Raw genomic sequence first — 11,463 nt, forward strand, 5'->3', positions numbered from 1 at the left:
CACTCAGCGGTGATTGATAGCCGCTTGCTAGCAGCAAGTCCAGTTAAACAGCCTTGCCGAACACCTGAGCCAGATGCGCTTCATAGGCTGCCAGGGCCGCTGGCACATCCGGGCGTTTCATCACATCCACCGCGAGGAAGGTCGGCAAACCGGTCATGCCGAGGAACTGATTGGCCTTGTGGAACGGGAAATACACGGCATCCACGCCCTTGCCTTCGAAGAAATCGCTCGGGTCGTTGAAGGCCTGCTGCGGTGCGTTCCAGGTCAGCGACAGCATGTATTGCTTGCCCTGCACCAGGCCGCCGCTGCCGTACTTCTGCGAGGCATCCGAACGGGTGCGGCCATCGCTGGCGTACAGGCTGCCGTGACCGGCGGTGAAGACTTCGTCGACGTATTTCTTCACGGTCCAGGGCGCACCCATCCACCAGCCTGGCATCTGATAGATGATCACATCGGCCCAGAGGAACTTCTCGACCTCGGCCTGCACGTCATAGCCACCGTCGATGAAGGTTTGCTGCACGTCGAAACCGGCTCGGTCCAGATGGGCCAGTGCGGCGTCGTGCAGGGTCTGGTTGAGGCGGCCGTCGGAGTGAGCGAACTGTTTACCACCGTTGAGCAGAAGAATCTTTTTCATGCTGACCTCGCGTCAAGAATCGATGACCGGCAGATTAGGCATTCGCGGGCACGGGAAACAGCAAGGACGGGGCAAAATACAATTGCCCTCAAGTCACGAATGGATGGTCAATTATTGCCGTAGAATCGATTCATCTTCCACCCGCGAGTAGTTATCCATGAGTGAGCAATACGCCTTCGTCCTCAAGGCCAAGACCCGTCCGGAAATGGCCGAAGCCTTCGAAACTTTGTTCCGCGCCTACGTCGAGCCGAGCCGCCAGGAACCGGGCTGTATCGAATACCACATGCTGCGCGACAAGGCCGACCCGAGCCTGTTCGTGTTCTACGAGGTGTGGGCCAGCAAGGCCGCCCTGGACGTGCACTCGGCCTTGCCGCACATGGCCGAATTCTCCGAAAAGCGCATGGACTACCTGGAGCGCGATTTCGATCTCCAGCTGATCGAGATGCTCAGCGACTCATCCGCTAGCCGTTGATCAGCAAGTGGCTGCCCAGCGCGGCCAGGCCGATGAAGAAGCAGCGCTTGAACAGCGGCGCACTGATGCGCTGGCGCAGCCACTGGCCGGCCAGCATGCCCAGCAGTGCAGGCGCCAGCATCAGCAGGGAAGCTCCCAGCGCCTGGCCACCCAGGGCATCCTGCCCGGCCAGGCCGAAAGCCAGCGCCACGGTGGAAACGGTGAATGACAGGCCGAGCGCCTGGATCATCTCGTCTCGGGTCAGGCCCAGGCTCTGCAGGTAAGGCACCGCCGGCATGACGAACACGCCGGTGGCCGCCGTCACGACACCTGTCACCAGCCCGCAGAGCGGCCCCAGCCACCCTTCCCTTTCCGAGCCCACGCGCAATGCCGGCGCAACCAGCCCGTACAGGGCGTAGACGACCAATGCCGCGCCCAGTCCATGCACCGCCCACGGGCCGCTGTCGATACCGAGCCAGGCACTGCCGAGCAGCGTACCGATGAAGATCATCGCCAGCATCGCCCCCAGCCGGCGCAGCAGCGCCAGCAGATGGCCGCCAGCCGCGAGTTGCCAGAGGTTGGTGAGCGTCGAAGGAACGATGAGCAACGCCGCTGCCTGCGCCGGCGACATAGCCAGGCCGAGCAAGCCCATGGCGATGGTCGGCAGGCCCAGGCCGATCACGCCCTTGACCGCACCGGCCAGCAGGAAGGTGGCAATTACCAGCAAAGTCAGTGCCGGGCCGATGTTCTGATAGAAAGCGAGCAAGGTCTCCATGGCCGCCATGATGGCGTGAAGCAGGCTGACTGAAAATCTGCCATATACTCAGTCAGACTCTTGCCAGGACAGAGGCTGATGCATTTCGACCTGATCGACCTCGCGCTTTTCCGACACACCGTCGAGTGCGGCAACATTACCGCCGGGGCGCGCCGCAGCCATCTGTCGCTGCCGTCGGCCAGCGCGCGTATCCGGGCCATGGAAGCTTCGCTCGGTACGCCACTGCTCGAACGCAACCGCCGGGGCATTCAACCTACGCCGGCCGGCCAGGCACTGCTGCAACATGCGCGACAGATCGGCCAGCAGGTCGAGCGTTTGCAGTTCGACCTGGCCCAATACGCCAAGGGCCAGCAAGGCCAGGTGCGCCTGCTGTGCAACACGGCGGCGTTGACCGAATACCTGCCGGAACTGCTGGCGAGCTACCTGGCCGACAACCCCGGGGTCAGTGTCGATGTGCAGGAACTGCCGAGCTTGCGGATCGTGCAGTCGATCACCCAGGGCATGGCTGATCTGGGCATCATTTCCACCGCGGCACCCAGCGCGCATCTGCAGACCTTGCCGTTTCGCGATGATCCGCTGGTGCTGGTCACCCCGCTGAACCATCCCCTTGCCCTGGAGACCGCGCCGAGTTTCATCGACTGCCTTGCCCATGGCCATGTCGGCCTGGGGGCGAACAGTGCCCTGGCGCTTTACCTGGAAGAACAGGCCCTGCGCGAAGGGCGGCGCATGCAGGTGCGGGTGCGGGCCGAAGGGTTTGATGGGGTGATCCGCATGGTGGCGGGCGGGGCTGGTGTCGGCGTGGTGCCCATGGCATCGGTGAAACGTTGGCAGGGGGTATTGCCGATGCATTGGGTGGCGCTGCGGGAAGATTGGGCCAATCGGCGCCTGCTGCTGTGTGCACGAGACTTTTCAGGGTTGCCGGGATACGCAGCAGGGTTGGTGGAGCGGCTGGTACAAGCCTGAGGGCAGATCGATGAACTGCCGACCAGCCTTGCTCGGTCATTGCGCGAGCATCACCAACCTGCATGCATAGCGCGACCAGACAGCTGGGCGTCGAGCCCAGGCAACTGCGGCCTGGCCGATGGCCCTATGGTGACGAGTCATTCAAACAGTCACCAGGAGTTGTGCCATGTCCGATTTCATCACCGTCCTGCGCGAAACCTGCCCGACGCCGGTCGTGGACGCCACCAAGTGGAAACGCATCGGCGGCGATCCGCACACCGTCAACCTCAATGCCTACCTGTCGGCTGATGGCAGCAAGATCATGGGTACCTGGATCTGTATCGGGAGCTTTCTAAGTGATCCTCGACGAGGGAGTAATTGCCGCAGTCATTATTAACCTCATCATCATCACAATGACCGCACAATGCATCATAGCCGCCAGACGCACTGAATATTTTGAGTCATTATTCCCCAACAGCCAGTACATCAAGCAAAACAAGGCAACTTACCAACGCGCCGGACTAATTGGCAAAATGATGCGCACCGGCACCATTTCAACAATTCTTGCAATACCAAGTTTTTTCATAAGAAAAAATTTGGTAGAGCGACAAGAGGTTATAAACTTTCCAAAGCCAATAAAAATACTGCTTGTCACTCTCTGGAGCCTCCATATAACACTATTTTCAGCCCTCATAATTTCTCACTTCTTGTAACCTACCTATGAGTTGCAATGCGGAAATAAGTTTGATACTCCAGCGGAATGAAAAATCGCGGCTCAGGCGCCCTTCCCTCTGGCGCGCAGTTACAGAGGGAAAGCCGCCCGGCCCGCGATGAAGCCCCTCGCTCGTCAGTCTTTCTTGCGGTACCCCTCGACGATCGCCGAGAAGTCCTTGCCACCTTCACCACGCAGGCTCATGGCCTGGTACAGCTGTTGTGCCACGGCGCCCAGGATCACCGGCTGGTGCGCCTGGCGCGCGGCCTCGGTGGCCAGCCCCAGGTCCTTGAGCATCAGCTCGGCACCGAACCCTCCGGTGTACCCCCGCGATGCCGGCGCAGTCTCGATGATGCCCGGCCACGGGTTGTAGGTGTCGGAACTCCAGCAGCGCCCGGTCGAGCTGTTGATGATCCCGGCCAGCACCTTGGTGTCGATGCCCAGCGCATTGCCCAGGGCCATGGCTTCGGACACACCGATCATCGAGATACCCAGCAGCAGGTTGTTGCAGATCTTGGCGATCTGCCCGGTACCAACCTCGCCGCAGTGCACGATGTTGCGGCCCATCTGTTCCAGCACCGGCTTGAGCGTGGCGAACAGCTCGGCGCTGGCACCGACCATGAAGGTCAAGGTGCCCGCCGCCGCGCCGCCGGTGCCACCGGACACCGGCGCATCGCCCATGTCCACACCCTTGGCCGCTGCGGCCTTGGACACGTCGCGAGCGGTCTGCGGGTCGATGGTGCTGCAATCCACGGTGGGTGTGCCGGGGCGAATGCCCGCGAGCACACCGTCATCGTTGAGGTAGACACCGCGCACGTGGGCCGCTGCCGGCAGCATGGTGATCACCAGATCGGCACTGGCGACCGCGTCCTTGGGCGAGGCGCTGACCTGCCCGCCCAGTTCGGCGAGCTCGGCCAGCACGGTCTTGTTCAAGTCGAACAGGTTCAACGGGTGGCCGGCCTTGATCAGGTTGCGGGCCATGGGCGCGCCCATGTTGCCCAGGCCGATGAATGCGATACGCATGACGAACTACTCCTTAGCGCAGGCTGATGGTGGTGTTCACACCGTCGTTGACGCTGTCGTCATCGAACCAGCGGGCGGTGACGGTCTTGGTCTGAGTGTAGAACTGCACCACTTGCTTGCCGTAGGGGCCCAGGTCGCCAAGCTTGGAGCCACGCGAGCCGGTGAAGCTGAAGAACGGCACAGGTACCGGAATCGGGATGTTGATACCGACCTGGCCGATGTCGATTTCGCTCTGGAACTTGCGCGCCGCGGCGCCGCTCTGGGTGAACAGGCCGGTACCATTGCCGAACGGGTTGGCGTTGACCAGGGCGATGGCCTCGTCGAGGGTGTCGACTTCCAGGGTCACCAGCACCGGGCCGAAGATTTCCTGGGTGTAGACCTGCATGTCGGTCTTGACCCCGGAGAACAGGGTCGGGCCGACGAAGTTGCCCTGCTCGTAGCCTGGCACCGTCACCTCACGGCCATCGAGTTCGAGCTTGGCGCCTTCCTTGATGCCGCTTTCGATCAGGCCCAGCACGCGCTCCTTGGCGCGCTTGGAAACCACCGGGCCGACATCGGTGCCCGGCTCGCAGCCGGCATTGACCTTGAGCTTGCTCGCCGCTTCCTTGATATCCGGCAGAAACTCACGCGCCTTGCCTACCAGCACCGCCACCGAGGTGGCCATGCAGCGCTGGCCGGCAGCGCCGAAGGCAGCACCGACCAGAGCGTTGACGGTTTGCGTGCGGTTGGCATCGGGCAGCACCACAGCGTGGTTCTTGGCGCCCATCATCGATTGCACGCGCTTGCCGTGCTGGCTGCCCAGGTTGTACACGTGGGTGCCCACCTCGGTGGAGCCGACGAACGAAATCGCCTTGATGTCCTTGTGCGTGCAGATCGCATCCACCACCTGCTTGCCGCCGTGCACCACGTTGAGCACACCGGCCGGCACGCCGGCTTCCAGCGCCAGCTCGACCAGCATCATGGTCGACAGCGGGTCTTGCTCGGACGGTTTGAGGACGAAGGTGTTGCCGCAGACGATGGCCATCGGGAACATCCACAGCGGGATCATCGCCGGGAAGTTGAACGGGGTGATGCCGGCGCACACGCCGATCGGCTGGCGCAGGGTGTAGGTGTCCACCCCACCGGCGACGTTCTCGGCGAACTCGCCCATCTGCAGGGTGCCGATGGAGGCGGCGTGCTCGACCACTTCCAGGCCGCGGAAGATATCGCCCTCGGCGTCGGCGAGGGTCTTGCCCTGCTCGGCGCTGAGGGTCTGGGCGATGCGCTTGGTGTGTTCGCGGATCAGCGCCTGCAGCTTGAGCATGATGCGCATGCGGGCGCCGATCGGGGAGTCGCGCCAGGTCTTGAACGCGCGCTCGGCAGCGGCCACGGCCGCATCCACTTCTTCGACGGTGGCGAAAGGCACCCGCGCCAGCACTTGCTGGGTGGCCGGGTTGACGATGTCGCGCCACTCGGTGGTCTTCGACTCGACCCACTGGCCGTCGATCAGCAGCTTGACCTGCTCGACCTTGGTCTGGTCGGGGGATTGTGGTGCGTTCATCTGCGTACTCCTTGGAATTATTGTCGGGACGCGATCGCCAGTGCCATGCAAACGCAGGTGGCGTCTTGGGGCTTTTTTCGAGTATAGATGTGCAAACATCCAACAAGAACGCACAAAAAAACCGGATCAACATGCAAAAAGACCTGACCTCCCTCAGTGCGCTGAACTGGGACGACCTGAAGTTCTTCCTCGAAGTGGCGCGTACCCGCAAGGCCAGCAGCGCCGCCAAACGCCTGAGCGTCGACTACACCACAGTGTCTCGGCGCATCAGCTCGCTGGAGGGTGCGCTGGGTACCTTGCTGTTCGAAAAGTCCCGCACCAATGGCTTCGTGCTGACCGCCGAGGGGCAGCGTCTGTTGGGGTATGCCGAATCGATCGAAAGCACCCTGCACATGGCTTGCGAGCAGGTGTCAGGATCTGGCGTAGCGCTGTCGGGGCATGTGCGCATGGGCTGTACCGAGGGCTTCGGCAGTTTCTTCGTCACCCCGCAGCTGAGCCATTTCGTCGACGCCTACCCGGCAATTTCCGTGGATATCCTGCCGCTGCCGCACTTCATCAGCCTGTCCAAGCGCGAAGCCGACATCGTCATCGCCCTGGAGCGCCCGGAGCATGGGCCCTATGTGTGCTGCAAGCTGTGCGACTACCGGCTGCGCCTGTATGCGACCCAGGACTACCTCGACAGCCACGCGCCGATTCGCCAGGTGAGCGACCTGGTGGGCCATCCGTTCATCAGCTATGTGGACGACCTGGCGTTCAGTTCGGAGCTGTTGTACCTGGCCAACCTGATCCCCAATGCCAGTGCCCACCTGCGCAGCACCAGTGTGATCGCGCAGTACACAGCGGCCTTGCAGGGGCGTGGACTGGCGATCCTGCCGTGTTTCCTGGCGGCGCAGGATCCGCGGCTGATGACGGTGTTGCCGGAGGAGATCGAGGTGACGCGGCAGTTCTGGATGTACTGCCGGGAGGATTTGCGCAAGTTGAAGCGGATTACCTTGCTGTGGGATTACATCCGGGGCGTGACCGAGGCGAATGCACCGTTGTTGATGGGCGAAACCCGCGGGATGGTTTTCGCTCAGGAATGATCGACAAGGAGTAAGGGTACCTCATCCTACCTACCGCATGGGTGCGATGGCAACGACTTGTGACAGTGGTTGTGACAGTGGTTGTGACTGAGCACCTAACCACAGCACCGGCACGCTTACTAGTGATCCTACGTAAGGTCATTTTTTAGTAATGTCGTATTGACAGCATACTTTCTTAATGAATATGCTTCGACCCGCAGGTGTATCCACCTGTTCTGCTCTTTAAAGTCACATTTTCAAGGAAATCGATGCCTTAACTGGCGACCCTCACAAGGGTCATGACCGGCGCGGCGGTACCCTCTGCTCGCAGGGGAGCGCGTGGTTCGCTATCTAAATGGCGGGCTGCGACCGTTGTCTGGCGTAAATGTTAAGAGTCCACTTGAGCTAATAGTAATATTCCTTGACTGCTTACTCCGCTTGGTCTGGCCACAGATGCGAATTTCTCGCTTCTGCATGCTGAGAGGAAAAAGCCATGTTTTACATGAAACCTGATGTACCTGTGACTGTTACAAAAGAGAGCGTTCCCGAAGTGCCTAGAGATAGTCCTTTGTGGAAAAGAGTTGGCTCAAGTGCAGCTTTCAGAATGACCGTTAAGGCTTTCTGGTTCTGGGTTAGGCACGAGTTGTTCTCCTATCTGATGGAGCTCGATTTGTTCTAACTGACTCTTAATTTTTGCTTTTCTACCACCGCTTGATTAGGTCTGCGACGTGGCAAAGGACAAGCCCTATTACCCTCACGGCCCCATTGGTTCCTTGGCTATCCTCGCCAAGACTTTAGGCGTGCCACCAAAATTACTTTCTGATCTAGCAAAGAAAGCTTCTAGCTCATACACGCCGTTCGTGATCGAAACAAAAGGCGGTAAACAGCGAGACGTTTACGAGCCCAAGTATGAACTCAAACGCCTTCAGAAAAGAATAAACTCAAGACTGTTCGAAAAAATCGAATACCCTAACTATTTGCAAGGTGGGGTAAAAGATGAAATCCAGCCGCGAGACTATATAGAAAACAGCAAAATACATGCAGGCTCAAAATTCCTTATAAGTCTGGACATCCGGAACTTTTACGATAACATCCATATAGACAGCGTGCATTCCATATTTAAACATCTTTTAAAATTCCCAGAAGATGTTAGCACACTCCTTACCAGCCTAGTTACCCGTGAAGGCAGAGTTCCTCAGGGTGCTTGCACCTCTAGCTACATAGCCAATCTGATATTTCATAATTCTGAATATAGCTATGTAAAGAAATTAAGAGACAACGGGCTTCAGTATTCTCGCCTGCTAGATGATGTAACCATCTCCGCTGATCGCTTGATACCACAAGAAGAAGTTACCAAAACCATAAAATATGTCGCCGGACTATTCAGCGAGCATGGGCTTCGCCTTCGTCAAAGCAAGACCAAGGTAGAGCGTGCAGATGACTTGAAATCAGCTTATAACGTGACTGGCGTTTGGGTCGGACACGGCATACCAAAAATCCGTCGCGCTGAGCGAGACATGATCAGGCACTCGGTTTACATATGTGAACAAGAGTATGCCAAGAATTGTTTTTCAGATGACTATCATGCCCTCTGGAATAAGGTGTCCGGGCAGGTTGCAAAACTTACACGGCTAAATCATGCTCAAGCCCCAAAGCTACGACATAGAATGCGAAATATTCTACCCCTGTATGATAGCAAGGCAACTTCAAGCATTTGGCGAGAAACCGATAAAATGCTTAAAAGACCGAAAAAATCTCATACAAAGATCGGTGTAATTAATGCTTATCGCCGCTTGATTTACCAGCTTGGGATTTTGGCAAGAACCGATAAAGTTCTATCCAGAGCTTTACGCCGGCAGTTGCAATCCAGGTTTTCCGGGGTGCCTTCCAAAGCTTTGATGTGGGAGTAAGACATGAGTGACGCTGTAATTGAGCAAGGTACAGTTAGTAGCTACGACACATTTAAAGGCTTCGGCTTTATAAGAAGAGATAAGGGGCGAGATGTCTTTTTCTTTTATGACGACGTGGCAGAACCCGAGGGCTTAATAATCGGTGATGTAGTTCGCTTTGAAGTGAAAAGCGCTCCAAAAGGACCTAGAGCTTACAAAGTTTACAAGCTGACCGAAGATTAAAGCTCTGCTATCAATCAGCAAGACGCGCTTAAAGAGCAGCAGGAGGATTTTACCCGCTGCTCTACCCATCTACCGCGAACCCACTTTTCCCCAAATCAGAAATGGGGTTTCGCTTCGTATCCGGCAGATTTCTGAGGGGAAATCCATAGAGACAGCACCCATGCTCAGTACGGCCAGATCACAGAGCGGGTCGATAAGCTTTATGATTTCAAAATCCCCATAGACATAAACAAGAAAGCCTTGCTACAAACTCACAGGAGGCTCATAGCAAGGCAATTGAGTGCGTGTCTACCCTACCCTACAGAATGAGCATGTACGACTCTGTATAAGGCTAGCTTCTATGCAGTCTTGTTCCAGTGCCGTTTGACGGTGGCGAGACTAATGTTTAGGTGTTCAGCCACTTGTGATTGACTCATCCCCTCAGACCGGGCTGTCTGTACATCCTTGGTTGTTCCTGTCGCCTCGGGGCGCCCCAGCTTCTTACCTTCGGACTTCGCACGGTTGATACCTGCATGGGTACGCTCAATTAACAGGTCACGTTCAAACTCTGCCACTGCACTCAGCACTTGCATTGTCATCTTGCCTGCTGCGCTAGTGAGGTCAACGCCACCTAAAGCAAGACAATGCACCTTGATACCTGTGGAGTCCAGCTTCTCAACAGTGGTGCGAACATCCATTGCATTACGACCAAGACGGTCAAGCTTGGTAACGATCAACACATCACCTTTTTCCATACGCTCCAGAAGCTTTTGGAAGCCAGGGCGTTCCGTTGCTTGAGTGGACCCGCTGATTGTCTCAGCTATCACGCGGTGTGGCTCCACTTGGAAGCCTGCACCTTTCACCTCAAGCACTTGGTTGTCAGTGGTTTGATCAGTGGTGGAGACACGGGCGTAAACGAAGGTGCGTGACATTGTTGACTTCCTGCTGTACTCATAAATTATGGTGTCATCTTATCAGTGGTATCACAAACCTGAAAGCACATTTTATGACACCAATATACGGCTATTCCGTCTGGTTTCGCAAAACGTGCGATTGTTGACACCAATAGCGCATGAGGAGGGCAGAAGCGCTTGGAGCGTCCGTATGGGAGTGATAGCTTTGTGCCTTCACGATAACAAGGACGAAACTAATGCGACCACTGATTACCGCCGCAGCTATCGCAATGTTGAGTGGCTGTGCTGCAGCACCAACTGTTGGTGAGGCTGTACCTGCTCCAGGCAATCGCTTGCTGACACTGCAAACGGAGGATCTCGGCAAGGACGCGACAGTGACGGTGATACGTGAAAGTGCGATACAAGCCGGTCACTGTTTCTTCGGTGTCTTTATTGATGGAAAGCTGGTGGCACGGCTGGATAACAACGAGAAAGCAACCTTCTATGTAAAGCCCGGTAGAAGACTCGTTGGTGTTGGCTCCGACCCCGAAGGGGCAGGTCCTTGCTCAGGAAACAGCCAATTCAAAAGAGAGGTGGCTACATGGATTGAGGTTGGTGAACGCCAAACTTTCCGCATTGCATTCCAACCAATGCTGGACATTCGCCCTTCGTCTTACTGACGAATTCCTTGCACGTGCAAGCGGTGGCAGTTCACACCGTTCGACGGTGAGGATGATGATACGGTGTTTGTGGGATCGTTCCTCTCTCCCTCACCATCGAATGATCTAGGGTTATTTTTCAGCGTTGACGCTGAGGAATGACTACTGAGGATTTATCCTCAAGCACGTCAACCTTCGGTTTCCTTGGCTGACACTGTATAAAATTCTGGAACACCGTTCTCTCATACATCCAGTGTCAGCAGGTGAGCGAACGGAGTGAGTGAATGCTTTTCAATTGGTTGGGCAACAAGCCAAACCTGCTCTTGCTCTTAATTCATGCGAGTGCATGGGAGTGCTCTTGTCGTGTAACGACGAAGCGATAGTCTCTTCACAGCAGGGCTGTGGGTTCTATTTCTTCTGATTTTTGGATGGGCTATTACCCATCTGTTTCCCCTCTTTTCTCTAAACTAACTTGCAGGGTGCCCACCCTGAAAAAGCAACCTTCGTCCGTCACCGGACAAGAGAAGAGCACGCTTCGCCGCTATCGCTTGCTTCGCTTTGTATGTGTAAGGATCTTTCACAACCCCTTGATTTTCGTGGCCTACAGAGCATTTCTTGCGTAGCTTTTTTAAAAAAGTGATGTGAAGCTACGCAAGCTCTTC

The 11,463-nt window shown here is 56.8% G+C and carries 12 protein-coding genes and 1 pseudogene; 8 read left to right on the plus strand and 5 right to left on the minus strand.

Features of this window, described 5'->3' with window-relative positions:
• Positions 1-43: 43 nt before the first annotated feature.
• The gene (gene mdaB / locus PPL01S_RS21345) at positions 44-634 is read right to left on the minus strand and encodes an NADPH:quinone oxidoreductase MdaB (protein ID WP_016392357.1); all 591 of its coding nucleotides are present in this window, start codon (positions 632-634) and stop codon (positions 44-46) included.
• 157 nt (positions 635-791) lie between these two features.
• Between mdaB and PPL01S_RS21350 the strand changes: the two genes are divergently transcribed.
• The gene (locus PPL01S_RS21350; RefSeq protein ID WP_016392358.1) at positions 792-1,106 is read left to right on the plus strand and encodes a putative quinol monooxygenase; all 315 of its coding nucleotides are present in this window, start codon (positions 792-794) and stop codon (positions 1,104-1,106) included.
• Here PPL01S_RS21350 and PPL01S_RS21355 read toward each other — a convergent pair.
• Positions 1,096-1,860, minus strand: coding sequence for a sulfite exporter TauE/SafE family protein (locus tag PPL01S_RS21355; protein WP_016392359.1), 765 nt, complete (start codon positions 1,858-1,860; stop codon positions 1,096-1,098). The two genes, PPL01S_RS21350 and PPL01S_RS21355, sit on opposite strands and share 11 nt — an antisense overlap.
• 78 nt (positions 1,861-1,938) lie before the next feature.
• On the opposite strand from PPL01S_RS21355, the gene PPL01S_RS21360 reads away from it, so the two are divergent.
• From PPL01S_RS21360 to PPL01S_RS24835, 3 genes and pseudogenes are all read left to right on the plus strand, one after another.
• The gene (locus PPL01S_RS21360) at positions 1,939-2,823 is read left to right on the plus strand and encodes a LysR family transcriptional regulator (RefSeq protein WP_016392360.1); all 885 of its coding nucleotides are present in this window, start codon (positions 1,939-1,941) and stop codon (positions 2,821-2,823) included.
• 166 nt (positions 2,824-2,989) lie between these two features.
• Positions 2,990-3,142, plus strand: a pseudogene (locus PPL01S_RS21365) (cupin domain-containing protein); the annotation flags it as partial.
• Positions 3,143-3,158: 16 nt separating this feature from the next.
• Positions 3,159-3,515, plus strand: a complete 357-nt coding sequence (locus PPL01S_RS24835) for a hypothetical protein (RefSeq protein WP_244212826.1) — start codon at positions 3,159-3,161, stop codon at positions 3,513-3,515.
• Between the two features lie 134 nt (positions 3,516-3,649).
• Here the strand turns inward: PPL01S_RS24835 and mmsB are convergent, their stop codons facing one another.
• Both mmsB and PPL01S_RS21375 read right to left on the minus strand, forming a co-directional pair.
• Complete coding sequence (mmsB, locus tag PPL01S_RS21370; protein ID WP_016392362.1) at positions 3,650-4,537, minus strand: 3-hydroxyisobutyrate dehydrogenase; 888 nt, start codon at positions 4,535-4,537, stop codon at positions 3,650-3,652.
• 13 nt (positions 4,538-4,550) lie between these two features.
• Entirely contained in the window at positions 4,551-6,077 is a 1,527-nt protein-coding gene (locus PPL01S_RS21375; protein ID WP_016392363.1) for a CoA-acylating methylmalonate-semialdehyde dehydrogenase, read from the minus strand.
• 131 nt (positions 6,078-6,208) lie between these two features.
• Here PPL01S_RS21375 and PPL01S_RS21380 point away from each other — a divergent pair, with 131 nt between their 5' ends.
• From PPL01S_RS21380 to PPL01S_RS24845, 3 genes are all read left to right on the plus strand, one after another.
• Positions 6,209-7,159 (plus strand): LysR family transcriptional regulator, encoded by a 951-nt coding sequence (locus PPL01S_RS21380; protein WP_028626139.1) that lies wholly within the window; start codon positions 6,209-6,211, stop codon positions 7,157-7,159.
• Positions 7,160-7,866: 707 nt separating this feature from the next.
• A complete protein-coding gene (locus tag PPL01S_RS24840) occupies positions 7,867-9,048 on the plus strand; it encodes a reverse transcriptase family protein (protein WP_081833319.1) in 1,182 nt (393 codons plus the stop codon).
• 3 nt (positions 9,049-9,051) lie between these two features.
• Positions 9,052-9,270 carry a retron Se72 family effector protein gene (locus tag PPL01S_RS24845; RefSeq protein ID WP_174435910.1) on the plus strand — a complete coding sequence of 73 codons (219 nt, stop codon included), beginning with the start codon at positions 9,052-9,054 and terminating at the stop codon, positions 9,268-9,270.
• Between the two features lie 338 nt (positions 9,271-9,608).
• Here the strand turns inward: PPL01S_RS24845 and PPL01S_RS21390 are convergent, their stop codons facing one another.
• Entirely contained in the window at positions 9,609-10,181 is a 573-nt protein-coding gene (locus PPL01S_RS21390) for a recombinase family protein (RefSeq protein ID WP_028626141.1), read from the minus strand.
• Positions 10,182-10,399: 218 nt separating this feature from the next.
• Between PPL01S_RS21390 and PPL01S_RS25255 the strand changes: the two genes are divergently transcribed.
• Positions 10,400-10,822: a hypothetical protein gene (locus PPL01S_RS25255; protein WP_156042682.1), complete on the plus strand. Its 423-nt coding sequence runs from the start codon at positions 10,400-10,402 to the stop codon at positions 10,820-10,822.
• Positions 10,823-11,463 lie beyond the last annotated feature (641 nt).

This window comes from Pseudomonas plecoglossicida NBRC 103162 = DSM 15088, from assembly GCF_000730665.1.
GTDB classification, from domain to species: domain Bacteria; phylum Pseudomonadota; class Gammaproteobacteria; order Pseudomonadales; family Pseudomonadaceae; genus Aquipseudomonas; species Aquipseudomonas plecoglossicida.

Coding starts and splice junctions, on each gene's coding strand:
- mdaB (WP_016392357.1), bottom strand. CDS start 634: ATGAAAAAGATTCTTCTGCTCAACGGTGGTAAACAGTTCGCTCACTCC.
- PPL01S_RS21350 (WP_016392358.1), top strand. CDS start 792: ATGAGTGAGCAATACGCCTTCGTCCTCAAGGCCAAGACCCGTCCGGAA.
- PPL01S_RS21355 (WP_016392359.1), bottom strand. CDS start 1,860: ATGGAGACCTTGCTCGCTTTCTATCAGAACATCGGCCCGGCACTGACT.
- PPL01S_RS21360 (WP_016392360.1), top strand. CDS start 1,939: ATGCATTTCGACCTGATCGACCTCGCGCTTTTCCGACACACCGTCGAG.
- mmsB (WP_016392362.1), bottom strand. CDS start 4,537: ATGCGTATCGCATTCATCGGCCTGGGCAACATGGGCGCGCCCATGGCC.
- PPL01S_RS21375 (WP_016392363.1), bottom strand. CDS start 6,077: ATGAACGCACCACAATCCCCCGACCAGACCAAGGTCGAGCAGGTCAAG.
- PPL01S_RS21380 (WP_028626139.1), top strand. CDS start 6,209: ATGCAAAAAGACCTGACCTCCCTCAGTGCGCTGAACTGGGACGACCTG.
- PPL01S_RS24845 (WP_174435910.1), top strand. CDS start 9,052: ATGAGTGACGCTGTAATTGAGCAAGGTACAGTTAGTAGCTACGACACA.
- PPL01S_RS21390 (WP_028626141.1), bottom strand. CDS start 10,181: ATGTCACGCACCTTCGTTTACGCCCGTGTCTCCACCACTGATCAAACC.
- PPL01S_RS25255 (WP_156042682.1), top strand. CDS start 10,400: ATGCGACCACTGATTACCGCCGCAGCTATCGCAATGTTGAGTGGCTGT.